The sequence below is a fragment of the Flavobacterium sp. FlaQc-49 genome (assembly GCF_044005985.1).
Taxonomy (GTDB): Bacteria; Bacteroidota; Bacteroidia; order Flavobacteriales; family Flavobacteriaceae; genus Flavobacterium; species Flavobacterium cupriresistens.
The window spans coordinates 92,066-118,560 of record NZ_JBIPCS010000013.1 but is presented as its reverse complement, the minus strand read 5'-3'; the positions used below and the strand labels follow the sequence as shown (position 1 = coordinate 118,560).

Genomic DNA, 26,495 nt, shown 5'->3' with positions numbered 1-26,495 from the left:
ACAGTTTAAGAAAAAAATCAACTAGATTAGGGATTTTGTTATTTGATTGTTAGTGAAATATATTACATTCACTTTTACCTCCATGTTCCTCAATATTGTCATTTCGAGCGAAGTCGAGAAATCACACGCGCTGAGCACGCACTGTACGGAATACTTGGATGTGATTTCTCATACTTCGGATGACAGAATTGTGACAACCTCGATACCGGTAAGCAGTATACTGAAATCTGTAAAATGTATTGTGTAGCTTGTCAATTACGAGATACGAGAAATCACAAAAGTAACTCCGTACAGTTTGTCATCCTGAGGAACGAAGGATCTCCGTTTGCTGAATCGATAGCGCTGAGCTTCACTTTACGGAATTACTTGTGAAGATACTTCGTTCCTCAGTATGACAAAATTGGGAAAAATAGAAACGGAGCAGCTTGTGTGATTTCTCCTTGCGTCGAAATTGACAATCGAAACGTATTATTGTAACAGTTTAAGAAAAAAATCAACTAGATTAGGGGTTTTGTTATTTGATTGTTAGTGAAATATATTACATTCACTTTTGCCTCCATGTTCCTCAATATTGTTCATTTCGAGCGAAGTCGAGAAATCACACAAGCAGAGCATGCACTGTACGGAATATTGGATGTGATTTCTCATACTTCGAAATGACAGAATTGTGACAACCTCGATACTAGTAAGCAGTATACTGAAATCTGTAAAATGTATTGTGTAGCTTGTCAATTACGAGATACGAGAAATCACACCAGAAACTCCGTACAGTTTGTCATCCTGAGGAACGAAGGATCTACGTTTACTGAATCGATACCGTTGAGCTTCACTTTACGGGATTACTTGTGAAGATACTTCGTTCCTCAGTATGACAAAATTAGGGAAAATAGAAACGGAGCACCTTGTGTGATTTCTCGACTTCGCTCGAAATGACAATCGAGATGTATTTATAAAACAGGAAGAAAACAAACTGACTATCACTATAGACAAAGGATAGAAATGCCTGTGTTGAATTTTGGTTAGACAAAAGCGAGAAGGATAAACTTCGTATAAAAGTTTTTTGTAAGTTTGAACATTAAGGTTTCAAATGAAGGTTTATGGCAAAATCCTGCTTTCACCAAACCGTAAAACGTTGCTAATAACCATAACTTCAAAAAACCAAAAGAAACTAATAAATGGATAAGATTAATTTACTAATTATTGTGACTGTTATCTCCTTGTTTATTTCATTATTTCTTGCCTTTTTTCTGCTTACGGTTAAAACAAAACATAAGATTAGTAATTCTCTTTTTGCTTTTTTTTTAATAATAAGCGCGATTGATTTTAGTTATCCTTTATTTGATTTAGTGAGTGACGGACCTTCAAATTTAGGAATGTTAAGAAATTTATTATGCTTTTTACAGCTCCCTGTTTTTTATCTTTATGTAGTATCTGCTTGTTATTCGGATTTTAAGTTCAAACCTAAGTATATACTGCATTTGCTTCCTTTTTTTATTGCGAATGCCATTTTAATACCTCGTTTTTATAGTGTAGATCTCGCTTCTAAGATCAGTTTTCTTCAAAATTATCAAAATGAAATAGAGCTAAAGTTTAATCATGCTCTGATACATGTTCAAATGGTGACCTACCTTGTTCTTGTTTTTATGATATTGAGAAAAGCTAAAAAGCTATATCTTGAAAATTACGCTGGTACAAGTATTAAGTCCTATAATTGGTTGTTTCAGTTTACGATTGTATTGACTGTTTTATATGCGGTTACCATTGTAAAAAACATTTTTAAATTTTCGGATTACCCCTATATTTCAGCAGGGATAAAAGTAGGACTACTGGCATTTCAGTTGGTTATTACCTGTTGGTATTTATTTAAAGCATTAAACAATCCGGGTTTATTTAGAAATATTGATTCGAAATTAAAACTGGTTTCGGATATTATTTTAGAAGAAAAAAAGAAGGAGCAGCCGGCTTTAAAGGAAAACGAATCAAATGAAGAATTAGTAAAATTGAGAAAGTATATGATCGAAGAAAAGCCATTCCTTAATCCTTCGCTTACGATTCAAGATGTTTCTAAGGGGATTGAAATTCCTGTTCGTGATTTGTCTCTTCTGATTAATCATAAACTAGAGCAACATTTTTATGATTTTGTCAATACCTATCGTATAGAAAATGCCATGGAAATTTTAAAAGATGTTGCAAAAAGTAAGGTAACTGTTTTGGAAATTCTGTACGATGTAGGGTTTAATTCAAAATCTTCTTTTAATACCGCTTTCAAAAAACACACGGGAAGTACACCTACTGATTATCGTAAAAGCTTGTAAAATAGTATTTTGTAATGATTCGTACTTGTGTTTTTAACTACTCGTACTTATTTTTTGAAACAAATGCGTCCGACTGTTTTTATTCGGTCGCATAAGAATACTTACATCCACATCTTTGTATCGAAATAAAATTTTAACCCAAAACACGATACAATGAAAAGTACTATTTTTTTACTAATTTTTACAGTTTTAATCTCGAGTGCTCAAACAAACAATAAAACAATGTCTCAAAAAAGAGACTATAGTTTTCTTACGGACAGTTTGAAAATGGACCAACAGTTAGAAAAATACAAATTGGCCGGATTTAGTCTGGTTGTTTTTGAAAATTATCAAATTGTATACTCCAATCAATTTGGTGTGAAATCGGTAGATTCTAAAGAGAAGATCAATGAAAATACAGCTTTTTCTACCGGATCAATTTCTAAATCAGTAACAGCGCTTCTTTGTCATATCCTTGCCGAAAAAGGATTAATTAACCTCAACGATCCAATCGACAAGTATTTAAAACGTTGGCATTTGCCAAAAAGTAAGTTTACGGAAAATAACAGTCCAACCTGGAAACAGTTTTTGAATCACACCGCAGGTACAAGTCAAGGTGGATTTGCAGACCATTATCAAGGCGATACGATTCCAACAATAAAACAAAGTCTTTTAGGACAGATACCAAGATATGATAAAGAAATTGAATTTTTGTTTACTCCGGGAACGGGTTGGTCGTACAGTGGTGGAGGTTATGTAATTGTACAAATGGCACTGGAAGACACTTTAAATAAATCTATTGCAGCACTTGCTCAGGAATATATCTTTTCGCCTCTGGGGATGAAAAACACAACCATGATGCAACCCAATGAAAAAGGATTTCTAACCAATGTAGCTCTTGCGCACGATAAAGAGGAGAAAGTGATCAGAACTGGTTTGCCAATCACGCCGCAAGTTGGAGCATCAGGAATGTGGTCAACACCGACAGATTTAGCTAAACTTTCGTTTGAAATGCAAAATGCCTTACGTAATAAAAACAACAAAGTGATTTCTCATAGCGTGGCCGAAAAAATAGCAGAAGTAGCTGCTTTAAAAAATGCTGTTGGGGGCTGGAGTAGCGGATGGCAAAGATCTTTTAGTTATAATAACTATGATTGGTTGTCATGCAATGGCTCTAATACCGGAGTGGGCGGCAGCGTTTTTGCTACAATGACCGATGGAAATGGCTTTGCTTTTCTTGCTAACGGCGAAAAACAGAACCGAATTCCTGTGATAAAACATACGCAAATGAAGATTCTGAAATTGATGAACTGGAATAATAAAGTAGCAATTGACGAGGTTCAGGATATCCCCTTAGCGCTAAGAGAGAAACTAATCGGAACTTACGACGATTTCCTTTACGGAATGGGAGGAGAAACCAAAATAACAGAAAAGAATAATCGTCTTTATATAGAATCTGTAATGTTGGGCCATTTCATGGAGAGAAATGATATTGAATTAATCTATCTTAAAAACGGATTGTTTAAAATTACAGATTACCCGAACTTGTTAAAATTTGATTACAGTGATGGAAAACTAAGTTCTGTAATCTTAACAAGAGGTAATTTGAATGCTAAAGTTCAAATAGTTGCAAAAGCAAAATAGCTAGTGGTTTGATGCCAATTTGGGATCAAGTCCCAAAGTTGTGGGGAAGTAAAAATCTCGCAGAGTCGCAAAATCGCAAAGTTTTAATGAAAAAACAGAAAAAAAACTTTGCGACTTGGCGTCTTTGCGAGATCGTCAAAGCGAGAAGTTGGAAAATTAGGTACTTAAAAAGCTGTGGCGAAAAAGTATAAGATCTGTTACTTCTAACAAAAGAAATTTCTAAAAATTATTCCACAACTTTTTAACTTGATTCGAAATTACAGAACTATAAGATATTTGTTCCTCCACAACAATATGTCTTGATCCCTAATTTGTTCGCAAGAAGGATAAGAATTTCATATAAAAAAAGCTCCACTAATGGAGCTTTGGTTTTTTTAAAGACCTTTCAGATTAAGAATTCTGTCTTTCGACCTGTCAAATTCTTTATCCTGTCTTTGTTTAAGCAAAGGTAGGTATTTTTTTTATTTACGTAAATAAAATCAATTGTATTAATCTATTAGAATATTCTGCTCTATAGTTTATAGCTATTTTCTGTCAAAAGTATGTAGTTCTTTAAGAGCTCTTTTTACAAATTGTAAAAGAATAGTTTTGTCATGATGTAACTGGATAATATATTGCCCTTCTCTGATATGGAAGCCTTTATGTTTCATGGCGGTCCAGACCGTTACTTCATAAGTATCAACATCGAGAAAATGATATTCGAGAGCAACATTTAAAAAATGCTCTTCATTATCAACATGATTTTGAATAATTATTCTTGTGCTTTGTGGCGGCGCAAATGGTGGAAAATTAACAATTTTGCCATATTTAAGTGAATAATTAATGACATGATTAAATGTGTCTCTTATAAGCTCTAAAATTGCTTCAAGCTCAATTCCTTCTCGAACTCCATTATCATCACCTTGTTGTACTCTAATAGTATAGTGTTTATCTGCCCATACATCTGAGTTGAATTTATGCGGACTCAATAGTACCTGTCGGGCATTTTTTGAACAGCAATTTTCAGAATATGCTTCAAGGTTAACAATTGAGTCGGTGATAATAGATTTTATTCTCGGTCTTTCTCCAGCCATCTGTTATTTTTCTAAACTACAATATTAGCAATTAATTTGATTAATTGTAAGAAAATACGCAAATTAATTAAAGCTTATATTTATTTAACAAGATAGGGTATAGCAGAAATATAGTCTCGACATGTTTTATTTGGCAAAAAGATACTTGTAGTCAAGCAGAAAAAAATAAAAACCTATTTGAACTAGAATAATTGTGAAATCAGTGTTTACATAAAGGTGTTTATGAGGATTAGAATCTTTCAAAAACCTTCAAAAACGCCTAATCCAAAAAGAGCAAAATCATATTTTACAGGATCTTTAGGATCCATTTTCCGCAGTTTAAGATCTAATTCAGTCAAAGCCTTTCCGTCGTTTTGTTTTCGGGTTAAAATGCCCAGTTTACGGGCAACATTACCGGAATGCACATCTAGTGGACAAGATAAAGCGGCTGGCGAAATACTTTTCCAGATGCCTAAATCGACTCCTTTTGTGTCTTGGCGTACCATCCAGCGCAAATACATATTGATTCTTTTGGCTGCCGAATTGTTTAAAGGATCTGAAATGTGTTTTTGCGTTCGCGGTAAATGGTCAATTTCAAAAAAGACTTTTTTAAACTCATGAATACTTTTCTGCAAACTGTCTTTTTCCTGATTTTTAGCAAAAACAGCTTCTAAGCCGTTGTGATTTTTATAAATGTTTTGCAGTCCTTTTACAAAGCCTGTAAAATCTTTTCCGTTGAAAGTTCGATGTACAAAATTTTCTAATCTTTCTAAATCTTCATCCGAATGGGACATGATAAAATCATAAGGTGTATTCCCCATTAATTCCATCATGGTATGTGAATTCTTGATAATCATTTTGCGATTTCCCCAAGCTATGGTAGCGCTCAGAAAACCGGCAATTTCGATGTCTTCTTTCTGTGTAAACAAATGCGGAATCTGCACCGGATCGCTTTCAATAAAATCGAGATTGTTGTATTGAATGACTTTTTCGTCGAGAAATTCTTTGAGTTCTTTTTGGGTCATGATAAAATGAAAGTTCTTGGAGGTTTGTGTTTTTTTGTTCTTAGTTTTTAGCTTGTGCCTACAATTTATAACCCAATATCATTAAGTTAAAGATTATCAAAAAAAGTCTCACGTAGATTTTAGCATTGAAATAAAAAATCCGTAGAATCTGCAAAATCCGCAGAATCTGCGTGAGAAGACAGCTTAATTTAGTAACATTGAGCTTATAGCTTAAAGTGACTAATTACTAATTAAACCATCAACCATTATTAGTTTCCTGTCGGCCATATTGGCTAATTCTTCGTTATGAGTGACGATTACGAAAGTTTGACCAAATTCATCACGAAGCTGAAAAAACAATTGGTGTAGGTTTTCGGCAGAATGAGTATCCAGATTTCCTGAAGGCTCGTCGGCAAAAATCACATCGGGTTTGTTGATTAAAGCTCTTGCAACGGCGACACGTTGTTGTTCACCGCCTGAAAGTTCACCTGGTTTATGATTAATTCGGTGAGATAATCCTAAGTAGTCTAAAAGTTTCTTTGCTGCTGCTTCTGTTTCCGCGGGTTTTTTGCCTGCAATGTAAGCGGGAATACACACGTTTTCTAAGGCAGTAAATTCAGGTAAAAGCTGATGAAATTGAAAAATAAAACCAAAATTCAGATTTCTGAATTTGGATAATGTTTTATCGTTAAGCCCTAAAATGTTCTCTCCATTTATGATTAATGAAGTTTCATTCGCTGATTTTGAAGGTTTATCAAGGGTTCCTAAAATTTGCAAAAGCGTTGTTTTTCCGGCTCCTGAAGCTCCAACGATGGAAACAATTTCACCTTTTTTAATATGCAGATCCACTCCTTTTAAAACCTCAAGCTGATCGTAGAACTTATGTATATTTTTTGCGTGTATCATGATGAAACTGTTTTTACAAAGAAACAAAGATTCTGTCGATATTAAAATGGGTTGTAACAGAATTTTGGGAAGAATGTTTCATAAAGAACTATTGAAATTTTTCTTTTATATTTATTGAAAATTTGGAAAAAGAATATGAGATTAAAAATAGGCATTTTAATATCGATGGTTTTGCTTTTTGGTTTCTTTATCAATCTAAAAGTATATTCAGATGATCGCTTTTTAACATATGTTGTTGATTTGAAAAAACAAGATTTAAAATTGTATTGGAAAAATGAAAGAGGGCAAAATTTTGGAAGTATTCAAAATCTAAAACTATCGATAGAGAAGAAGAATTTAGAACTTGATTTTGTTATGAATGGCGGTATGTATAAAAAAGACAATTCTCCCCAAGGACTTTACATTGAAAAAGGGAAAGTATTATTTCCTTTAGATACAACAAAATCGGAAGGGAATTTTTATTTAAAACCTAATGGAGTGTTTTATTTAACGACAGATAACGTTCCTAAAGTTTGCAGGACTGAAAAGTTTTATAATAATGGTAAAATAGTATATGCTACGCAATCCGGGCCAATGTTAGTGATTGACGGTCATATTCATCCCGAATTTAAAAAAGGTTCTCCTAATTTGAATATCAGAAATGGGGTTGGAATTTTGCCAAGTGGTAAAGTAGTTTTTGTTTTATCAAAAAAAGAAATTAATTTTTATGACTTTGCAGTATATTTTAAGGACTTAGGATGTAAAAATGCCTTATATCTTGACGGATTTGTATCACGTGCTTACGTTCCATCTGAAAAATGGATTCAGACTGATGGAAATTTTGGTGTACTATTTGCAGTAACAACAAGAAAATAAAATGAAATGAAAACAGAAAATATAATTTTAAAAGAAGAAAAACAGAAAAAATTGTTGCTGGGTTTACTTTTTGATGGTATAGGAATGCTTTCTTTTACAATTCCTTTAGTTGGTGATTTTGCCGATGTAATCTGGGCACCGCTTGCTGGTTTCTTAATGACATATATGTACAAAGGCAGGGTAGGGAAAGTAGCCGGTATTTTGACTTTTGTAGAAGAGATTTTACCCTTTACAGATATAATTCCATCCTTTACCCTTACATGGATTTACACCTATTATATTCAGAAGAAAGAGTAGAATTAAGCTATTGACTTCAATTAGCTTTATTACATCGAGGATAGCTAAAAAGAATGTTTTGTTGAAATAAATCACATATAACTAATAAGACTATGTGAAAAATTATGATTTTCTTGAGCACTTTAAATTGACAATTCTAAATCTATGTTTCTATGTGTTAAACAGTCTTTAGCTGGATTATACAAGACGAGTTAAAATTAATCTTTAAATAAAAATCCAAGTCCCATATTTTTAAGCATTTTCTTTTCAAAATTCCAAAAGAAACGGAATTGACCGAAAAGAGCTCCTATTGCAACCAATAGAACCTGATAAATAGGGAAAATAACCAACAGACGAATTAGAGTAAACCAACCTCCAAAATCTTCTTTCGTAATTCCCAATAAAACACAAAAGGGTTTAGAAAGCCATGCAGAAGATGATCCTGTGATAGCAAAAACGGTAAGTATGATTATGGCTTGTAGGTTTGAGGTAATGCCCCAACGTTCTTTTAATCTCTTCATTCTTTATTTATAACAATTACAAATATAACAACATTATCTGGACGGAACATATCCCCAAAGCTTTTGTTTGTAAGTATTTTGAAAATAAATCATGTAATTGTAAATGAGGTAATTTACTTCATATCCATAATCGATTGTTGGATTGTAATTAATATTCATTTCGTACAAATTCGGACTGTAACGTTGTGGTTGTAAAACACGATTATTCCATTCGGTTATGTAAAGTCTGTTTTTTGTTTCGAGGTAGCTTTGTGAATAATAGTTTCGCGGAAAAGCTCTCGAAGCTAACCACGTACTAAAGCCGTTATCAATAATAATAACTTCATATTCTAAAGAATCATTCGCAATTCTGACTGTATCGCTTAAGGCTACATTTTTAGTTACAGGCTGCTCTACATTGGCTTTAGTAGTAGAGCAGGCGATAATAGTACCTAAAATAATCAGGATGTAAACAGCATTTTTCATGACTTTTTATTTGATCTTAAATTTACGAAAAAAAAGTGAAGGTTGGTTTGAAGGAAGGTACAAAGTGGCAAAGGTTCAAAGGTTTTAATAAAATACAAAAAGCTGTTTATTCAAAAAATAAACAGCTTTTTGTATTAAGGAAGTTCACAAAGAGAAAAACTTTGTTCCTCTGTGCCTTTGAAACTTTGCAACTTATAAGAAGAACCTATTTTCCAAATAATTTACCAAGCAGACCAGAAATACCACCTTTACTTTGAGTAATGGCAACGGCATCGGCGATGTCGACTTTTCCGTCGGCATTTTGATCCAGGCCAAATTGCATTCCGTATTTAGAAATAGTGTCCATGATGCCTGACGCTTGTCCGCTGTTTCCTGAGATTGAATTGATGATATCTGAAATCTGGAAACTACTATCGTTTGGATCTTTTGCTTTATTAACCAAAGAATTCAATACTTGCGGAATCATATTAGAAGCCACACCTGAAGAGTCAGCGCTACTAAGTCCGAATTTTTCACCAAGGCTTCCGGTTAGTTGTTGTGTTATTTGCTGTACAACAGGATTTGAACTGTCTATTGGAGTACTTCCGTTAAATAAACCCGCCAATTGCTCTGCACCACCTTCTGAAGCAATTTTTTGCAGTCCTTCAAATATCGAATTACCAGCTTCTTTTACTACTGCTTCATTATGCTCATTTGGGACAGCACTGTTATTTACAACAGCATCTCCTCCATATTGTTGCACTAATTGTGTTAATTGTTCAAACATGATTAAATTTTTTTGGATTGGTATCCTCAAATTTAATGAAAAAAAGAAAGGGATTTATTAAACGATGTTAATAAATCCCTTTTAAGATATTTAATTATAGTTAATTAGCTTAATAAAGTAATAATTTGTGAAGCTAATTCTGTTCCAATTCTGTCTTGTGCTTCTCCGGTTGCCGCTCCGATATGAGGCGTCAACGAGATTTTAGTATGCATTAAAATAGTCATTTCCGGTTTTGGTTCGCTTTCAAAAACGTCTAATCCGGCAAAAGCAACTTTTCCTGAATCCAACGCTTTTACTAATGCTACTTCGTCAATAACACCGCCACGGGCACAGTTTACAATTCCAACACCGTCTTTCATGATCGCAAGTTCTTTTTCTCCAATGATGTAACCATCCTGAGCCGGAACGTGTAAAGTAATAAAATCAGCTTCTTTAAATAAAGACTCTAAAGATTGAGAAACAATTGTTGTAGTGATCGACTGACCGTCAAAAAACTCCACTTTAATATCTACTGTCGGAATAAAACTATCGGCAGCGATAACCTTCATACCTAGGCCAAGCGCCATTTTTGCAGTAGCCTGACCAATACGGCCAATACCAACAATTCCCAAAGTTTTACCTCTTAATTCAATACCATTTGCGTAAGCTTTTTTCAAACCGTCAAAATTTGTATCTCCTTCAAGTGGCATATTTCTGTTCGAATCGTGTAAAAAACGAACACCGCTAAACAAGTGACCAAACACCAATTCCGCAACAGATTCTGATGAGGAAGCCGGAGTATTGATTACATGAATTCCTTTACTTTTAGCATAATCAACATCAATATTGTCCATACCAACACCACCACGTCCAATGATTTTAAGACCCGGACAAGCATCAATAATATCTTTACGAACTTTAGTCGCACTACGCACTAAAACTACGCTTACATTGTTTTCGTTTACAAAATTAGCAACTTGTTCTTGTGCAACTTTTGTAGTTATAACTTCAAATCCACCTTTCTCTAAAGCTAGAATTCCACTTTTAGAAATTCCATCATTGGCTAATACTTTCATTTGTATCTATTTTGTTTATATGGCTAATCGTTTAACTGATCAACCAAGTATTACGATTTTTTCTTTTTTGTTCAGGAGCTATTTCCCGCTGTTCCTTCCAATCTTTTGCTTTTTAAAGAAAAAAGCAAAAGGATTTTCCCTCCCATCGGGGCTAGGGCTTCCGGTATTCTGAGTAAACCATTATTTCGATTAAAAAAGTAACCGAATTAACGATTAAACTTTAGTTTCTAAAGCTTTCATTACATCAACTAAAACCTGAACACTTTCGATAGGCATTGCGTTGTAAATAGAAGCTCTGTAACCACCAACAGAACGGTGACCCGGTAATCCTGAAATATTAGCTTCTTTCCATAAAGCATCAAAAGTAGCTGCGTGATCCGGATTGTTCAATAAGAAAGTAACATTCATTTTAGAACGATCTTCAACTGCTGCTGCTCCTTTGAATAAAGGATTTCTGTCGATTTCATTATAAAGTAAAGTTGCTTTTGCGTCATTTAATTTTTCAACTGCAGCAACACCACCTTTATTTTTAATCCATTGTAAAGTCAATAACGACACATAAACAGCAAAAACAGGAGGTGTATTGTACATACTTTCTGCTTTAATATGTTTAGCATAGTCTAACATACTTGGAATAGTTCTTCCGGTTTTTTCTAAAATTTCCTCTTTTATCACAACCAAAGTTGTTCCAGCTGGACCCATGTTTTTTTGAGCTCCGGCATAGATTAAGTCAAATTTAGAGTAATCTAAAACACGTGAGAAAATATCTGAACTCATATCGCAAACTACAGGAACGTTTGTAGATGGGAAATCATTCATTTGAGTTCCAAAAATAGTATTGTTACTGGTACAGTGAAAATAATCAGCATCACTTGGTATTTCGTAACCTTTTGAAATATGGTTGTAATTTTCTTCTTTTGATGAACCAACGATAACCGTTTCACCAAAATTTTTGGCTTCTTTTATCGCAGCTGCTGCCCAGGTTCCTGAATCTAAATAGGCTGCTTTTCCGTTTTCTTTCATCAAATTATACGGAGCCATTAAGAATGCTGTACTGGCACCACCTTGTAAAAATAGGGCTTGGTATCCTTTTCCTTGAAGTCCAAGTAGTTCTAAAGCAAGCGATCGCGCCTCCTCCATTACAGCAACAAAATCTTTGCTTCGGTGGGAGATTTCAAGGATAGAAAGTCCTGAATCGTTAAAATTTAAAATTGCTTGTGATGCCTTCTCAAAAACTTCTTGAGGTAAGATACTTGGTCCTGCGCTGTAGTTGTGTTTTTTCATGGTTTTTGTTAATAGTCGAGAATTTTAAAGACGCAAATTTCGGCAATAGGAGCGGAAAAAGCGATAAAATATTAGAAATGTTTGAACATTTTGTTACTTTGTTGTTAACAAAAACGTTATAGTATCTACGTTATCCGCATAATCCCATAATTGCGGATTTTGTGTTTGTCCGAACGAAATACTGTTTTTTACTAAATCGTTACTAACGATACACTGAATTTGTTCAGCATCAGCCTGAAGGCGTTTTTCCAGCTCTTCGATATCATCGTAGAACTCATAAAAAACACTCGAAATAGGAGAGGCGTAACTTGGGTCCTCTTTTATCGTTAGAAAGCCATTATCGAGCAATTTAAAATTACTCATTAAGAATACCGCTTTGTTGTAATCGTAGTTGTTGGCGTATTTTTCATAATGTATAACGTCCTGATATTTGAAAATTGCTTCAAAAAAAGCAGTAAAAGAATACCCTTTTGGAACAAATAGTTTCGAGACATTGCGACATCCCAGACCAAAATATCTGAAAATATCTTCCCCTAAAGCTTCTAATTGTTCTTTGGTTTCTTTTCCGTTTAAAACAGCAACCGAATTTCTGTTTTTTCGAATAATCGAAGGTTTGTCTTTAAAATAATATTCAAAATAACGCGCTGTATTGTTGCTTCCCGTAGCAATTACAGTATCGAAATTCTCTAATTTACCTTCGACAAAAGTGATTTTATCTTTGAAATCAGGGTTAACCGCAATGATGTATTTTGCTAAAAAAGGCAATAAATGCTGATCATTTGAAGATGTTTTGATAATAGCGCGATTTCCTGTCAGTAAAACAGATAAAAAATCATGAAAACCTACCAATGGTATATTTCCTGCTAATATCAAAGCTACCGTTTTGTCGTTCTCAGCAGCGTCTAACGAATAAGCAGAAAGCCATTTTGTAATGTTTTCTTCCGTTAAGGCAGCAGCCCAGGATTGAAGAGCAAAATAAACCTGTTCAGGAGTATACCAGCCATTATGAGATTGCGATAAGTGAATGAGTTTTTCGAAATCATCAAAAAATAAATCGTTGTGTAAAACATCCGATTTTTTAATTGTATCCTGCTCAGAAAATTGGTTTAAGAATTTTCCTAATTCAACAAAAACACTTTTTTTTGTTTCTAATGTCATAATGTTTGTTTATGAATTGTTTTGATTGTAATTTTGCACAAAAATAAGCTATATTAAGTTATAAGGCAAAGGAGAATAAAATCTTAATCGATTATTTCTCGACTTGTAATTTTTAACTCGTAACTAAGACAAAAATGGCAATAATTATAACCGACGAATGTATTAACTGTGGGGCCTGCGAACCGGAGTGCCCAAATACAGCAATTTATGAAGGAGCGGATGATTGGAGATACAAAGATGGTACAAGTTTATCCGGAAAAATAATTTTACCTGATGGAACTGAAGTGGATGCAGGTGATGCACAAACTCCAATTTCTGATGAAGTATATTACATTGTTCCCGGAAAATGTACGGAGTGTAAAGGTTTTCATGACGAACCTCAATGTGCTGCAGTATGTCCGGTTGATTGTTGCGTACCTGATGATAATCATGTAGAAGATGAAGAAACGTTACTAGAGCGTCAGGCATTTCTGCACAACGAATAATATTTTACAAGTTTTAAACATAAGAAAAATCCCAAGTTTTAGAACTTGGGATTTTTTTTACCAGCTATTTCTTATTTTATTTTTGTATAGTATTGGTATTTAAGGATTTAATTTAGTTAATTTGGCGATGTTTTTTAACACTTTGTTTGATAATTTTAAAAGCATCCTATGAAGAGAGTTTTACTTTTACTTTTTGTGTTCTTTAGTGTCAGTGTTTTAGCTCAAAACACTGAGTATTCTATTGTTGTAAAAGACCTGGAAACACAGTTGCCTATAGAAAATGCATCGGTTGTGATCATGAAAACCAAGCAAATTTTATTGAGTAATGTAGAGGGTAAAGTTACTTTTATATTAAATGGTGGCACTAATGTTCAGGTTTCGGAACCGGATCATGAAGATTTAACCGTGCGATGGACTGTTTTAAAAGAAAGTGGATTTGTTGTTTATTTAAAAAACAGACATAGTAAATTAGATGAAATTGTTTTATCTAAAGAATCTCCTCAAAAAACACTGCAAAAAATTATCTCCAGTTCCAGAAAGAAACTGGCCATGCCTTATCGATTAAAGGTGTATGTGAGGGAATTTTTTAGTCTTGATAACAAATATTCGTATTATAATGACGGTCTTGTTAATTTTCAATTTACGGTGAACCAGAAGAAAGTGAATACTACCTTATTGGTAGAGCAAAATCGTTCGTATGGTTTATTGGAAAATGATGTAAGCGCAGATTTAAAAGGATATAATTTGAATAATATCATGGAGAATTATTCGAATTTAAGTTATTTGGATCCACTCTTAAGCGCAAAAGCAAAAAAAGAGTACGATTTTTTTACCAAAGGGCATCCCTCAAATACGGACTATTATATAATGAGTATTAGTCCACGCGATAAATCTAAAATTGCAGTAGATAATTTCGAAATTGTGTACGATCCGGTAAAAAAAGTAATTATGGAGTTTTCGATTACGATTACTCCGAGAACATTAGCCGAAAAAGTAGATAAAATAGGAGTTGGAGCTAAGAATATTACCCAATCGGTGGTGAAAGTAAATTACAGACTGGATGGCTTAGACTATTATTTATTGAGTTCGAATGAAGAGATCGCGTATGATCTTATTCTAAAAGATAATAAAGTTAAAAAAATCCATGTTCGCAATAATTTTATTACGACCAATTTCAATAAACAAAAGTTTAGTTATAAGGATAGCGATGTTTTTAAAGAGAAAACCCTTTTTAATAAACGCAATAAGATTTTGACTAATTACTGGGATATTTCCGGATTCACAGCTACTGAAGAAGAAAAAGTATTAATCAGCGCATTAGATTTTAAGCTGTAGCTTAAAAAAATAAAAAAATAAACCCGACAGGTTTTTGAAACCTGTCGGATTTATTTTTTTATGTACTACCTATTAGAAATTAAATCCAATTCTAGCATAGTAGTAAGCACCGCTGAAACCCATTTGAACCGCATCCCAATAACCACCGGCTTCGGTGTTACCTAATTCGTCTTGTTTGGTTGGGTATACATTAAATAAGTTATTGCTACCCACACTTAATTTCAGGTTGTTTGTCAGTTTATAACCAACTGTTAGATCTGTAATTAATCTTGCGTTGTAAACATCGTCTTCGTCACCATAATCCACTAATACTACTTTACTAAATCGTGTGAACGCTAAGCCCGCATCAAATTTATTTTTAGAATAGTTTAAGTTTAAACCAAATTTGCTGTCCGGAGCAGAGGATAATAAAAAGGCTTTCTCACGTTTTCCAAAGAAAGTAGCTTCATCCAGAGAACCATTTTTCACATTATCAATTTTCATGTCATTGATGTTTCCAACCAAAGTTACTCCAAATTGTGAGGCTCCGAATTTTTTCTTCCAGGCCAAAACTAAATCTAAACCATGTGTACTGGTATCAACGCCATTAACAAAAAACTGTGCTTTGTCAACGCCAAGATTAAAAGCACTTGCATCAAAATATCCGGTAAGAACGATACGATCTTTTACTTTGATATAATAACCATCTACTGTTGCTGTGAAGTCACCAAATGTAGCTGTGAAACCCAAAGAGGCGTTCACGGCCTTCTCTTCATTTAATTTTTGAATTCCAAAAGCTTTTGTAACAGGGCTGTTATTTGGAGCCAGTAAAACTTCGGTAGCACCGCCTGCATTGAAATTTGTAAAACGTAAGTTATAGTAAATTTGTGCTAATGACGGAGCACGGAAACCGGTACTTACAGATCCTCTGAAATTAATATGTTCTCCTGCTTTTATTCTGGCAGCTAATTTTCCGTTTAAAGTACTTCCGAAATCACTGTAGTTTTCAAAACGAACCGCTCCGCTTAATAAAAAGGCTTCTGTTACGTCCAACTCAGCATCTGTATATAAGGATAAGTTGGTACGACTTTTATCAACTGTATTGGCAGGACTATATCCTGGGAAACCTTGTGATCCTCCTGGTCTTGAAATTGTTAAAGGATTATCAGGCGAAGTAGGTTTAGTAGGATCATAATCCGGATTTGGGATTGTTGGGGCCTGTTGCGTTGTAGGATCCGTGATAGGTCTTCCATTAGTATCATAGGTTGCATAAGAACCTTCTTCTCCGGCAAAAATGTTGAATTTTTCTGTTCTGAATTCTGCTCCAAAAGCAAGATTTAAACCACTCAATACCGAATCGTAATTTTTAGAAAGATCAAAATTAGTAGTATTTTGAGTCAAACTGTGTCCGCCGGCATCAAATTCTGTTGGAGATTTATCTTCTAATGAAGCATTTATAGTTCCTTTTATATAGTAATGAAAAAGGTTTTTCCCATAAGTATTACTCATGTCGATATTCCATCCACTGGCTGTTTTGGTTTTAAATCCCGCTGCCAGAGAATTGTCCACAATATTAGAGGTAATTCTTGGTGTATAACCACCCGGGTATACAGATTCTACAACTCTTTCACCACCATTTCTGGTAAAAGCATAAGCATCGGTATCTCTGTAGTTTCGGCCTCCAAAAGCATAAAACTGCGTTTTTTCAGAAATAGGAATGGATAAATTTCCAAAAAGATTAAAGCCTTGAATGGCGGCATCTCCAAAACCTTTTCTAAAATCATAAGCAGGTCTGAGTGTTTTGTTTTTGTTGATGTATTCGGTAGTGAAATTGGCGTAACCACCTTTCTCACCAATAGCAACACCATAGTTGGCAGCTACTTTTACGGATCCACCATCAAAAGATTGGTTTTTGCCGTATGAATTTCCATTCCCGTTTTGATCCAATCTGAAATCTTTGGTATTTGGAGTTCCATCCAGGAAATCACCTTTTGCATTGGTATTAAACACGCCATAAGTTACGGATCCGGTTAGTTCATCAACATTGTCATTTAATACAATATTAATAACCCCCGCAATAGCATCAGAGCCGTATTGTGCTGCGGCACCATCTCGTAAAATTTCAATTCTTTTGATAGACGTAGCCGGAATTGCATTCAAATCCGTTCCTGTATTCCCACGCCCGCGAGTTCCAAATAAATTAATAAGTGACGATTGGTGTCTTCTTTTTCCATTAATAAGAACTAAGGTCTGATCCGGTCCCAAACCTCTCAAGGAAGCAGGATCTACGTGATCGGCACCATCAGAACCGGACTGTTTGTTGGCATTAAAAGAAGGAGCGACATATTGCAGTAATTCATTAATTTCTAATTTACCGCTTTGGGTAGTAACATCTTTTACACTAATAACGTCAATTGGAACTGCAGAATTGACCACAGTTCTTTTGGAATTTCTTGATCCAACAATTACGACATCACTTAGTACTTGTCCGCCATTTTCGTCTAAAGTAACGTCAGTTATACGGTTTGTTGTTGATTTTTCTACATTAGTATAGCCAACATAACTAAAAATTAAGGTAGCACCTTCTTTTACTTTTATAAGGTAACCGCCTTCAAAATTGGTAGATACCCCATTTGTTGTTCCTTTTTCAAGAACGTTAACTCCTGGTATTGGTGTGCCTGATTTGTCTTTTACAACTCCCGATATTTCTTTTTGAGCAAAGAGAAATACCGTATTAAATAGAAATAATAATAGTGCAATCTTTTTCATAGTTACTTAAGTTTGGTTTACTTTTTCTGTTTGGTATATTATAAAAGTAATGTTTTTTAACAAAAAATTAATAAAAAATATAATTATTTTCAAGAGGATGCTTTTAAAAATATTAATCATCATTTTTACTTCACTGGCGAGCTATTAAATCTTATATTTGCAAAATTTTAAAGTCGAAAAATAATATTTTGACAGAAGAATAAGAACAATACGTAAATCATAACCCGTTTAAAGTGACTCCTGTATAAGGATAACATGAGGTGGGAAGTCCTGATAAAATCGGGATTACATAAAAAATAAATAGAGTCAACAGATGAAAGCAGGAATTGTAGGATTACCAAATGTTGGAAAGTCAACATTATTTAATTGTTTATCTAATGCAAAAGCGCAAAGTGCCAACTTTCCGTTTTGTACTATCGAGCCTAATATTGGTGTTGTAAACGTTCCGGATCCGAGAATTAACAAATTAGAAGAGTTAGTAAAGCCAGAACGCGTACAAATGGCAACCGTTGATATTGTAGATATCGCAGGTTTGGTAAAAGGGGCAAGTAAAGGGGAAGGTCTTGGAAACCAATTTTTAGGAAACATTAGAGAGTGTAACGCTATTATTCACGTTTTACGTTGTTTTGATAATGATAATATTGTACACGTTGACGGAAATGTAAACCCAATTCGTGATAAAGAAACAATTGATATTGAACTTCAATTGAAAGATTTAGAAACGGTTGAAAAACGTTTAGAAAAAGTAAACCGTGCCGCTAAAACCGGAAACAAAGAAGCGCAAACAGAAAAAGGGCTTTTAGACAGAATCAGAGAGTCTTTATTACAAGCTAAGTCGGCTCGTACTATTGTGCCTCAAGGGAATGATGAAGAGGTTCTAATGGAATCTTTCCAATTGATTACCGCAAAACCGGTTTTATACGTTTGTAATGTTGACGAAAGTTCAGCAGTAAACGGAAATAAATATGTAGATCAGGTTCGTGAGTTAGTAAAAGACGAAGATGCTGAAGTTATCATCCTTTCAGTAGGAGCAGAGGCAGATATTACCGAATTAGAAAGCTACGAAGAGCGTCAGGTTTTCCTTGAAGATATGGGATTACAAGAGCCGGGAGCATCTGTTTTAATTCGTGCTGCTTACAAATTGTTGAAACAACAAACGTATTTTACAGCAGGTGTAAAAGAAGTTCGTGCCTGGACGATCAATATCGGATCTACTGCACCGCAAGCAGCCGGAGTTATCCACACTGATTTCGAAAAAGGATTCATCCGTGCAGAAGTAATTTCATACGAAGATTACGTTCAATACGGTTCAGAAGCCAAAGCAAAAGAAGCAGGAAAATTCAAAGTAGAAGGAAAAGAATATATTGTGAAAGATGGTGATGTAATGCACTTCCGTTTCAACGTATAATTTTTTTGAAGATAGAATAAAGAATATATATTGAACCGCTGAAGAAATTTAGCGGTTTTTTTATGCGCCAAATCTAAATCTGCGTGCAAAAAATAATGCGCTTTTCTAACCATATAAGTGATGTAAGTTCATTTAAACTTTGCGCATAGTTTGGAAAACTTTATAATATGAACTTACATTACTTATATGGTTTAAAAAAAAAGCTTCCCGTCTTAATTTACCTTAAACTAACATGGGAATCTGATAAACTTCTAAGGGAATATCGAAACGTAATTTTTCTGTTGAATCCTTAAATTTGAGAGTATGTCTAAAACCGAAACTCGTGAAACGTCAAAATATATTTTTAAAATCATGGAATTTACTGAAGGATACTTTTTTTGAATTCAACGAAGATAACGCCATCAAGTTAAGTGCGTCACTGTCTTATTATACATTATTTGCACTACCACCTTTGTTGATCATCATTATAACGATATGTGGTTTCTTTTTTGGAGAAGAAGCCGTAACGGGAGAACTTTATGGACAAATCAACCGATTAGTAGGAAATGATGCCGCCATTCAGATTCAGGAAGCGATAAAAAATGTGCAATTGTCAGATAGTAATGTCTTCATTACTGTTTTTGGAGTGGTCATGTTGCTTATCGGGGCCTCGGGCGTTTTTGCGGAGATTCAGAGTTCCATTAATTTTATTTGGGGACTTAGAGCTAAACCTAATAAAGGATTGAAGAAATTCATTCAAAACAGAATCATGTCGTTTTCTATGATTGCTTCTGTGGGGTTTTTAATGCTGGTCAGTTTAATGTTGAATACCGTTTTAGACCTTTTAAACAGCAGGTTGAAATTATATTTCCCCGAAAGTACGGTATATCTTTTTTATGTTATAAATTTAGTCCTTGTTTTGGCGAGTATCACGTTGCTTTTTGCGATTATATTTAGAACGCTGCCCGATGGGGTCATAAAATGGAAAGACGCTTTTATAGGAGCCTCCTGCACAGCGGCTCTCTTTATGATTGGTAAATTTGCGATTGGATTTTATTTAGGAAGTTCAACTATCGCTAGCGTTTACGGAGCTGCAGGTTCTGTAATTATTATTTTGGTCTGGGTTTATTACTCGGCTATTATTTTATATTTTGGAGCTGAATTTACGAAAGTATATGCAAAATCATACGGCGGACAGATTGTCCCAAACGAGTATTCGGTCGAAATAAAAAAAGAAATTTTCGAAATCAAAGAATGATAATAACATGTTTTTTTTTTTTTTTAACCATATAAGTGATGTAAGTTCATATTAAAAAGCTTTTCAAACTATGCGCAAAGCTTTAATGAACTTACATCACTTATATGGTTTAGAAAATGAGTACCTTAAATGTTTAAAAACACAAAGAAAAATTAATATTTATACATATGAAAATTATAGCGTTTGGAGGAAGTAACAGTCAGCATTCAATCAATAAAAAATTGGCAACATACGCAGCCGGTTTATTCGAAAATGCAGAAATTGAAGTTTTAGATTTAAATGATTATGCAATGCCCTTGTTTAGTGTCGATCTGGAAAAAGAAATAGGACAGCACGAAATTGCCAAATTGTTTTTGAGTAAAATAGAGAGTGCTGATACTTTGGTCATTTCTCTGGCAGAAAACAACGGAAATTATTCGGCAGCTTTCAAAAACCTTTTTGATTGGAGTTCGAGAATTATGAAAGAAATTTTTCAGCAAAAGCCGATGTTACTATTAGCGACCTCACCCGGAGCAAGAGGAGGAGCATCTGTTTTAGAAATCGCAAACAATGCTTTACCAAGGTATGGAGCGCAGATAAAAGCGACTTTCTCCTTACCGGCTTTCAACGCTAATTTTGATATCGAGCAAAATAAAATTTCAAATACAGAGTTAGATAGAGAATTAAAAGAGAGTATAAAAGCCAGTTTCTAGTCCATGATATTAAAAAAAAATACCATTTTCGTTCTTTTTCTAAGTGTCCTTTTTTTACAATCCGCTTACTCGCAAAAGTATAATGCGGTTGACAATGTTGTTTTAAAATACCCAAAGCAATTTAGCAGTACTGAAAAATTAGCAGAAAGAATTGAGAAAGATTTTACTTCAGATTACGACAAAGCAAGAGCGATCTACAGTTGGATTGCTTTTAATATAAGTTACGATTTAGCCACGTATCTGAATCCTCCAAGAGCACGAGGTTTTAGTTATACGACTGAATTGGATAAACAGCAAAAAATAAAACTTCAGAATGATAAAGACCTTCAAAAAGTGTTTAAAACCCGAAAGGCTGTTTGCGAAGGGTTTACACTTTTATACCGTCATTTGGCAGGATTGGTTGGTTTAAAGTGTGAGATTGTCCGCGGAGATTCTAAAACTAGATTGAATGATATCGGACGACAAAACACCACCTCTAACCACGCCTGGAATGTTGTTTTGGCGGATGGAAAATGGCGATTGGTAGATGTAACCTGGGGAGAAGGATATTACGATCAAAGCAAAAGAAAATTGGCAAAAGATTTTACGGACATTTATTTTGATACCAATCCAACCTATTTTTTTGCCAAACATTTTCCTGATTCAGGTACTTATCTTGGAGATCAATTAAGTAAAAGTGATTTCCTGAATGCACCTCTGATTTATAACAAAACGATTGAAGGGGACTATGAAATTATGGCACCTCAATCGGGAACTATTACAGTGAAAAAAGGCGATAAGGTTACTTTTAGAATTAAAAACATTTCAAAAACAGCGGTACTTTTTTATCTGAATCAAAAAAATCAGGCGGTTCGAATCGAAAACTCAAAAGAAAGAGGAGAAAGTTTAGAATTTCAGGTTACATTTGACCAGAATATCGGCCAATACCTTACTTTTTATCTTGACAAAAGCAGTATTGTTTCCTTTAAATTTATTCAAAAATAAATAAAACTTAAAACCAGATTTCCCAAAAATTACCTTAATTAAATGCCACAAAAAAAACTCCTTATCTTATTCCTTTTTGCGAATATGATTTTTTCACATGCCTCTTATTCCCAAAATTACAGCGCTATTGACAGTATTGTATTAAAATATCCGGATTTTGGAAACACAACAAAATTAGCAGAAAGAATTAAAATAGATTTTACTTCAGAACATGATAAAGCAAGAGCAATATACAGTTGGATTGCTTTAAATTTAGAATATGATTTGGAGACATTTTTAAATCCACGCGATAAAAAAAGTTTTTCAGCCAAAGAGGATGCTGATTGGGCTAAAAAAAAGCAATTAAACGATGCCAGTACTACTCAAAAAGCATTTAGGTCCCGAAAAGCGGTATGCGAAGGATTTGCTAATTTGTATGCACATTTGGCTGCATTAACCGGATTAAAATGTCAGGTAGTAACCGGGGATTCAAAAGTAGATTTACCGGATATTGGAAGAAGAAATTATCTTTCGAATCATGCTTGGAATACGGTTCAGGTTGATGGAAAATGGATTTTAATTGATGTTACCTGGGGACAGGGGTCTTATGATTTCAAACGTAAAGTACTGGTAAGGAAATTTACGCCTATTTATTTTGACATGGAGCCAAAATATTTTAACGCCAAACATTATCCTGAAGCTGCGATGTACAAAGGTAATACAGGAAACAAAAATGAGTTTTTGAATGGGCCACTTATCTATAACGATTTTATAGCGGAAAAGTGTGAGATCTTAATGCCCTTTTCTGGTGTAATCAATGCTAATGAAGGAGATAAGGTAACTTTTAAGATTAAAAATGTTTCAAAAGGGGATGATCTTTATTATCTTGATAAAAAGGAAGAAAAAGTTAAAATTGAAAATCTAAAAGAACAGGATGGGGTATTAGAATTTCAAATTACTTATAATAGAAAACAAGGTCGTTTTATTACTTTGTATCTTGATAAAAATGCTTTTGCTTCTTTTAAAGTAGTTCCAAAAACGATTTAGACTTTTAAGGAGATTTCGAAATATTATTTTAATAGCGTATCTTAGCAAGAAGTATAAAAAAATAGTTTTGGACTTATGGAAACAACTTTTCTGAAATCAATTTTAGATAATGATTTCTATAAATTTACGATGCAGCATGCTGTGATTAAACTTTTTCCAAAAGCAAAGGTACGTTATGCTTTTATCAATCGTGGAAAGCATGTTTTTCCGCCCGGTTTTGCTGATTTGCTTCGGCGTTCGGTTGACGCGATGGCAGATTTGCGATTGACGAAAGAAGAGAAGCGTTATTTGTCTCATCATACCCATTACCTTGATCCCACCTATTTGGATTTTTTGCAAGGATATAGTTTTGATCCATCAGAAGTCGAAATTAGTCAGGAAGGATTAGAATTAAAAGTTACTATTGAAGGCTATTGGTACCGTACCATTTTGTGGGAGGTTCCTTTGATGGCTCTGATATCGGAACTTTTTTATAAAGCCAATCTTCTGATCCGGTTAAACGATGATGCCATAAAAAGTCTGACCAAAGATAAAATAGATAATTACAATACACTTGGAGTGGCTGTTTTGGAATTTGGGACACGCCGCCGCCATTCTTACGAGGTGCAGGAGTTGGTAAATGAAACGCTGAATAATTTTGGTAATCAAAGTTTTATTGGAACCAGTAATGTGCATTTTGCAATGGTTAACAATAAACGACCACTGGGGACACATGCACACGAGTGGTTTATGTTTCATGCAGCACAATACGGCTTTAAGATGGCCAATTCAATGAGTTTGGAGCATTGGACACAGGTGTATGGAGGAGATCTCGGAATTGCGCTTACAGATACGTATACGTCGGATATATTTTTCAACCAATTTGATAAAAAATACTCCAAACTTTTTGATGGTGTTCGGCATGACAGTGGTGATCCCGTAGAATTTGCTCAGAAAGTAATCGCGCATTATACCAAAATGGGAATTGACCCGAAATCAAAAAGCATTGTTTTTTCAGATTCTCTTAATTTTGATAAAGTAAAAGTGATATCCGATTTCTGTAAAGACAAGATCAGAATGTCTTTTGGAATCGGAACTAATTTTACCAATGATGTCGGCCTTCCGTCTATGAATATGGTGGTGAAATTAACCGATACCAAACCAGATAACACACATTGGCAGGGAGTTGTGAAACTTTCTGACGAAAAAAATAAAAATACAGGAACGCCCGAAATGATTGCTTTGGCAAAAGAAGTACTGGGAATCAAATAGTATTTTTTGTTGTAACGTTGATTTTTTATATTTTTAAGGTCCGTATTATTTTAAAATCAATTTAAATAGTTTTAAAAAGCCGTTTTTATTGATAACTTTAAAATGATACGCTTTCATTTTTTACCCAGAAATGGTACATTAGCCAAAAATCCTAAATTCATTTATGCTAGAGCAAAATCAATATAACGAAGATAACATTCGATCACTCGATTGGAAAGAACATATCCGTATGCGTCCGGGAATGTATATCGGAAAATTAGGTGATGGATCTTCACCAGATGATGGTATTTATATTCTTTTAAAAGAGGTTTTAGACAACTGTATCGATGAATTCGTTATGGGTGCCGGAAAAACTATTGAAGTGACGATCAAGGATAAAACGGTTTCTGTTCGGGATTACGGACGTGGAATTCCGTTAGGTAAAGTAGTCGACGTAGTTTCGAAAATGAACACAGGAGGAAAGTACGATTCTAAAGCTTTCCAGAAATCAGTGGGTCTGAATGGTGTCGGAACAAAAGCAGTTAATGCTTTGTCAAGTAGTTTTCGTGTAGAATCGGTTCGTGATGAGAAACAGAAAGCAGCAGAATTTTCGGCAGGGAATCTTGTTTCAGAAGAAGATGTAATTGATACAACAAAACGAAAAGGAACAAAGGTTTCTTTTACACCGGACGAAACGATTTTCAAAAACTATAAATTTCGTTTAGAATATGTAATCAAAATGGTCAAAAACTATTGTTATTTGAACAATGGTTTGACGATTATCTTCAATGGTGAAAAATACCTTTCAGAAAACGGTCTTAGAGATTTATTAGAAGAAACCATCAGTGAAGAAGATCTAGAATATCCGATTATTCATTTGAAAGATCATGATATTGAAATCGCTTTAACACATAGTAAAACACAATATAGCGAAGAATACCATTCTTTTGTAAACGGTCAGAATACCACACAAGGAGGTACACACTTAGCCGCTTACAGAGAAGCTGTTGTGAAAACCATTAGAGAATTTTACAACAAAAACTTTGAGGCATCAGACGTTCGTAAATCGATTGTAAGTGCGATCAGCATTAAGGTAATGGAACCTGTTTTTGAGTCTCAGACCAAAACCAAATTGGGTTCCATGGACATGGGCTCTGATGATGGAACGCCTGCAGTATCGGTTCGTACTTTTGTAAATGATTTTGTGAAAACCAAATTAGACAATTATTTACATAAAAATACACCAACGGCAGAAGCCTTATTGCGTAAAATTTTACAAGCAGAACGCGAACGTAAAGAACTATCAGGAATTAGAAAACTGGCCACAGATCGTGCTAAAAAAGCCAATCTTCACAATAAAAAATTAAGAGATTGTCGTGCACATCTTCCCGATACAAAAAATCCAAGAAACTTAGAAAGCACTTTGTTTATTACCGAGGGAGATTCGGCATCGGGATCGATTACCAAATCGCGTGATGTAAATACACAAGCCGTTTTTAGTTTACGCGGTAAGCCTTTGAACTCGTACGGAATGAGCAAAAAAATTGTGTATGAAAATGAGGAATTCAATTTACTGCAAGCCGCTTTAGACATCGAAGACGGATTAGAGAAATTAAGATATAACAATATCGTAATCGCAACCGATGCAGATGTCGACGGAATGCACATCCGTTTGTTGTTGATTACGTTCTTTCTTCAGTTTTTCCCAGAATTAATAAAAGAAGGGCATTTATATATTTTACAAACACCACTTTTTAGGGTTAGAAATAAAAAAGAAACGATCTATTGTTATTCGGAAGATGAAAGAAGAGACGCGATTGAGAAATTAAAACCAAAGCCGGAAATCACGCGATTTAAAGGTTTGGGAGAGATTTCGCCCGACGAGTTTAAAAACTTTATCGGAGATACCATTCGCCTTGACCCGGTTATGATGGATAAAAATACTTCGATTGAGCAATTATTGTCTTTTTATATGGGTAAAAATACACCGGATAGACAAGAGTTTATTATCAAGAATTTGAAGGTGGAGTTGGATGCGATTGAAGAGGAAGCTTAAAAAACAACATATTA

General features: G+C 34.3%; 23 protein-coding genes. 13 read left to right on the top strand and 10 right to left on the bottom strand.

Going from position 1 to position 26,495, the window contains the following annotated elements:
• The first annotated feature begins 1,175 nt into the window (after positions 1 to 1,175).
• Positions 1,176 to 2,315, top strand: coding sequence for a helix-turn-helix domain-containing protein (locus ACHRV3_RS20375; protein ID WP_395435943.1), 1,140 nt, complete (start codon positions 1,176 to 1,178; stop codon positions 2,313 to 2,315).
• Between the two features lie 153 nt (positions 2,316 to 2,468).
• Entirely contained in the window at positions 2,469 to 3,938 is a 1,470-nt protein-coding gene (locus tag ACHRV3_RS20370) for a serine hydrolase domain-containing protein (protein ID WP_395435942.1), read from the top strand.
• Between the two features lie 524 nt (positions 3,939 to 4,462).
• Here ACHRV3_RS20370 and ACHRV3_RS20365 read toward each other — a convergent pair.
• The 3 genes from ACHRV3_RS20365 to ACHRV3_RS20355 form a co-directional block, all read right to left on the bottom strand.
• On the bottom strand, positions 4,463 to 5,011 hold the full coding sequence (locus tag ACHRV3_RS20365; RefSeq protein ID WP_395435941.1) for a hypothetical protein: 549 nt from the start codon (positions 5,009 to 5,011) through the stop codon (positions 4,463 to 4,465).
• A 239-nt stretch (positions 5,012 to 5,250) separates the two neighbouring features.
• Complete coding sequence (locus ACHRV3_RS20360) at positions 5,251 to 6,015, bottom strand: TIGR02757 family protein (protein ID WP_395435940.1); 765 nt, start codon at positions 6,013 to 6,015, stop codon at positions 5,251 to 5,253.
• Between the two features lie 219 nt (positions 6,016 to 6,234).
• The gene (locus ACHRV3_RS20355) at positions 6,235 to 6,900 is read right to left on the bottom strand and encodes an ABC transporter ATP-binding protein (protein WP_395435939.1); all 666 of its coding nucleotides are present in this window, start codon (positions 6,898 to 6,900) and stop codon (positions 6,235 to 6,237) included.
• A 135-nt stretch (positions 6,901 to 7,035) separates the two neighbouring features.
• Here ACHRV3_RS20355 and ACHRV3_RS20350 point away from each other — a divergent pair, with 135 nt between their 5' ends.
• Together ACHRV3_RS20350 and ACHRV3_RS20345 are read left to right on the top strand one after the other, a co-directional pair.
• Entirely contained in the window at positions 7,036 to 7,755 is a 720-nt protein-coding gene (locus tag ACHRV3_RS20350) for a phosphodiester glycosidase family protein (RefSeq protein WP_395435938.1), read from the top strand.
• 6 nt (positions 7,756 to 7,761) lie between these two features.
• Complete coding sequence (locus ACHRV3_RS20345; RefSeq protein WP_395435937.1) at positions 7,762 to 8,052, top strand: hypothetical protein; 291 nt, start codon at positions 7,762 to 7,764, stop codon at positions 8,050 to 8,052.
• A 197-nt stretch (positions 8,053 to 8,249) separates the two neighbouring features.
• Here ACHRV3_RS20345 and ACHRV3_RS20340 read toward each other — a convergent pair whose 3' ends face one another.
• The 6 genes from ACHRV3_RS20340 to ACHRV3_RS20315 all read right to left on the bottom strand — a co-directional run bounded on the left by ACHRV3_RS20340 (position 8,250) and on the right by ACHRV3_RS20315 (position 13,280).
• Positions 8,250 to 8,552, bottom strand: coding sequence for a DUF6787 family protein (locus tag ACHRV3_RS20340; protein WP_047776276.1), 303 nt, complete (start codon positions 8,550 to 8,552; stop codon positions 8,250 to 8,252).
• A 33-nt stretch (positions 8,553 to 8,585) separates the two neighbouring features.
• On the bottom strand, positions 8,586 to 9,017 hold the full coding sequence (locus tag ACHRV3_RS20335) for a DUF6146 family protein (RefSeq protein ID WP_395435936.1): 432 nt from the start codon (positions 9,015 to 9,017) through the stop codon (positions 8,586 to 8,588).
• Positions 9,018 to 9,222: 205 nt separating this feature from the next.
• Positions 9,223 to 9,783: a hypothetical protein gene (locus ACHRV3_RS20330; protein ID WP_047776273.1), complete on the bottom strand. Its 561-nt coding sequence runs from the start codon at positions 9,781 to 9,783 to the stop codon at positions 9,223 to 9,225.
• Positions 9,784 to 9,887: 104 nt separating this feature from the next.
• On the bottom strand, positions 9,888 to 10,838 hold the full coding sequence (locus tag ACHRV3_RS20325) for a D-2-hydroxyacid dehydrogenase (RefSeq protein WP_047776271.1): 951 nt from the start codon (positions 10,836 to 10,838) through the stop codon (positions 9,888 to 9,890).
• A gap of 213 nt (positions 10,839 to 11,051) precedes the next feature.
• Complete coding sequence (gene serC, locus ACHRV3_RS20320) at positions 11,052 to 12,122, bottom strand: 3-phosphoserine/phosphohydroxythreonine transaminase (RefSeq protein WP_395435935.1); 1,071 nt, start codon at positions 12,120 to 12,122, stop codon at positions 11,052 to 11,054.
• Positions 12,123 to 12,215: 93 nt separating this feature from the next.
• Positions 12,216 to 13,280: an acyl-CoA reductase gene (locus ACHRV3_RS20315; RefSeq protein ID WP_395435934.1), complete on the bottom strand. Its 1,065-nt coding sequence runs from the start codon at positions 13,278 to 13,280 to the stop codon at positions 12,216 to 12,218.
• A 134-nt stretch (positions 13,281 to 13,414) separates the two neighbouring features.
• Here ACHRV3_RS20315 and ACHRV3_RS20310 point away from each other — a divergent pair, with 134 nt between their 5' ends.
• Together ACHRV3_RS20310 and ACHRV3_RS20305 are read left to right on the top strand one after the other, a co-directional pair.
• On the top strand, positions 13,415 to 13,765 hold the full coding sequence (locus ACHRV3_RS20310; protein ID WP_047776265.1) for a 4Fe-4S dicluster domain-containing protein: 351 nt from the start codon (positions 13,415 to 13,417) through the stop codon (positions 13,763 to 13,765).
• A 168-nt stretch (positions 13,766 to 13,933) separates the two neighbouring features.
• Positions 13,934 to 15,100: a hypothetical protein gene (locus ACHRV3_RS20305; RefSeq protein WP_395435933.1), complete on the top strand. Its 1,167-nt coding sequence runs from the start codon at positions 13,934 to 13,936 to the stop codon at positions 15,098 to 15,100.
• Positions 15,101 to 15,172: 72 nt separating this feature from the next.
• Here ACHRV3_RS20305 and ACHRV3_RS20300 read toward each other — a convergent pair whose 3' ends face one another.
• Positions 15,173 to 17,848: a TonB-dependent receptor domain-containing protein gene (locus tag ACHRV3_RS20300; protein WP_395425958.1), complete on the bottom strand. Its 2,676-nt coding sequence runs from the start codon at positions 17,846 to 17,848 to the stop codon at positions 15,173 to 15,175.
• A gap of 313 nt (positions 17,849 to 18,161) precedes the next feature.
• On the opposite strand from ACHRV3_RS20300, the gene ychF reads away from it, so the two are divergent.
• From ychF to ACHRV3_RS20265, 7 genes are all read left to right on the top strand, one after another.
• Entirely contained in the window at positions 18,162 to 19,256 is a 1,095-nt protein-coding gene (ychF, locus tag ACHRV3_RS20295; protein ID WP_047776258.1) for a redox-regulated ATPase YchF, read from the top strand.
• Positions 19,257 to 19,578: 322 nt separating this feature from the next.
• Positions 19,579 to 20,493 carry a YihY/virulence factor BrkB family protein gene (locus tag ACHRV3_RS20290; protein WP_395435932.1) on the top strand — a complete coding sequence of 305 codons (915 nt, stop codon included), beginning with the start codon at positions 19,579 to 19,581 and terminating at the stop codon, positions 20,491 to 20,493.
• A gap of 167 nt (positions 20,494 to 20,660) precedes the next feature.
• The gene (locus ACHRV3_RS20285) at positions 20,661 to 21,185 is read left to right on the top strand and encodes an NADPH-dependent FMN reductase (protein ID WP_047776252.1); all 525 of its coding nucleotides are present in this window, start codon (positions 20,661 to 20,663) and stop codon (positions 21,183 to 21,185) included.
• A gap of 3 nt (positions 21,186 to 21,188) precedes the next feature.
• Entirely contained in the window at positions 21,189 to 22,169 is a 981-nt protein-coding gene (locus ACHRV3_RS20280; RefSeq protein ID WP_395435931.1) for a transglutaminase domain-containing protein, read from the top strand.
• Positions 22,170 to 22,211: 42 nt separating this feature from the next.
• Positions 22,212 to 23,195, top strand: a complete 984-nt coding sequence (locus ACHRV3_RS20275; protein WP_395435930.1) for a transglutaminase domain-containing protein — start codon at positions 22,212 to 22,214, stop codon at positions 23,193 to 23,195.
• A 75-nt stretch (positions 23,196 to 23,270) separates the two neighbouring features.
• Positions 23,271 to 24,446 (top strand): nicotinate phosphoribosyltransferase, encoded by a 1,176-nt coding sequence (gene pncB / locus ACHRV3_RS20270; RefSeq protein WP_047776246.1) that lies wholly within the window; start codon positions 23,271 to 23,273, stop codon positions 24,444 to 24,446.
• Positions 24,447 to 24,609: 163 nt separating this feature from the next.
• Positions 24,610 to 26,481, top strand: a complete 1,872-nt coding sequence (locus ACHRV3_RS20265) for a DNA topoisomerase IV subunit B (protein ID WP_395435929.1) — start codon at positions 24,610 to 24,612, stop codon at positions 26,479 to 26,481.
• The last annotated feature ends 14 nt before the right edge of the window (positions 26,482 to 26,495 follow it).

Bases quoted from the DNA above. Each gene is read 5' to 3' on its own strand.
- ACHRV3_RS20375 (WP_395435943.1), top strand. From the start codon at position 1,176: ATGGATAAGATTAATTTACTAATTATTGTGACTGTTATCTCCTTGTTT.
- ACHRV3_RS20370 (WP_395435942.1), top strand. From the start codon at position 2,469: ATGAAAAGTACTATTTTTTTACTAATTTTTACAGTTTTAATCTCGAGT.
- ACHRV3_RS20365 (WP_395435941.1), bottom strand. From the start codon at position 5,011: ATGGCTGGAGAAAGACCGAGAATAAAATCTATTATCACCGACTCAATT.
- ACHRV3_RS20360 (WP_395435940.1), bottom strand. From the start codon at position 6,015: ATGACCCAAAAAGAACTCAAAGAATTTCTCGACGAAAAAGTCATTCAA.
- ACHRV3_RS20355 (WP_395435939.1), bottom strand. From the start codon at position 6,900: ATGATACACGCAAAAAATATACATAAGTTCTACGATCAGCTTGAGGTT.
- ACHRV3_RS20350 (WP_395435938.1), top strand. From the start codon at position 7,036: ATGAGATTAAAAATAGGCATTTTAATATCGATGGTTTTGCTTTTTGGT.
- ACHRV3_RS20345 (WP_395435937.1), top strand. From the start codon at position 7,762: ATGAAAACAGAAAATATAATTTTAAAAGAAGAAAAACAGAAAAAATTG.
- ACHRV3_RS20340 (WP_047776276.1), bottom strand. From the start codon at position 8,552: ATGAAGAGATTAAAAGAACGTTGGGGCATTACCTCAAACCTACAAGCC.
- ACHRV3_RS20335 (WP_395435936.1), bottom strand. From the start codon at position 9,017: ATGAAAAATGCTGTTTACATCCTGATTATTTTAGGTACTATTATCGCC.
- ACHRV3_RS20330 (WP_047776273.1), bottom strand. From the start codon at position 9,783: ATGTTTGAACAATTAACACAATTAGTGCAACAATATGGAGGAGATGCT.
- ACHRV3_RS20325 (WP_047776271.1), bottom strand. From the start codon at position 10,838: ATGAAAGTATTAGCCAATGATGGAATTTCTAAAAGTGGAATTCTAGCT.
- serC (WP_395435935.1), bottom strand. From the start codon at position 12,122: ATGAAAAAACACAACTACAGCGCAGGACCAAGTATCTTACCTCAAGAA.
- ACHRV3_RS20315 (WP_395435934.1), bottom strand. From the start codon at position 13,280: ATGACATTAGAAACAAAAAAAAGTGTTTTTGTTGAATTAGGAAAATTC.
- ACHRV3_RS20310 (WP_047776265.1), top strand. From the start codon at position 13,415: ATGGCAATAATTATAACCGACGAATGTATTAACTGTGGGGCCTGCGAA.
- ACHRV3_RS20305 (WP_395435933.1), top strand. From the start codon at position 13,934: ATGAAGAGAGTTTTACTTTTACTTTTTGTGTTCTTTAGTGTCAGTGTT.
- ACHRV3_RS20300 (WP_395425958.1), bottom strand. From the start codon at position 17,848: ATGAAAAAGATTGCACTATTATTATTTCTATTTAATACGGTATTTCTC.
- ychF (WP_047776258.1), top strand. From the start codon at position 18,162: ATGAAAGCAGGAATTGTAGGATTACCAAATGTTGGAAAGTCAACATTA.
- ACHRV3_RS20285 (WP_047776252.1), top strand. From the start codon at position 20,661: ATGAAAATTATAGCGTTTGGAGGAAGTAACAGTCAGCATTCAATCAAT.
- ACHRV3_RS20280 (WP_395435931.1), top strand. From the start codon at position 21,189: ATGATATTAAAAAAAAATACCATTTTCGTTCTTTTTCTAAGTGTCCTT.
- ACHRV3_RS20275 (WP_395435930.1), top strand. From the start codon at position 22,212: ATGCCACAAAAAAAACTCCTTATCTTATTCCTTTTTGCGAATATGATT.
- pncB (WP_047776246.1), top strand. From the start codon at position 23,271: ATGGAAACAACTTTTCTGAAATCAATTTTAGATAATGATTTCTATAAA.
- ACHRV3_RS20265 (WP_395435929.1), top strand. From the start codon at position 24,610: ATGCTAGAGCAAAATCAATATAACGAAGATAACATTCGATCACTCGAT.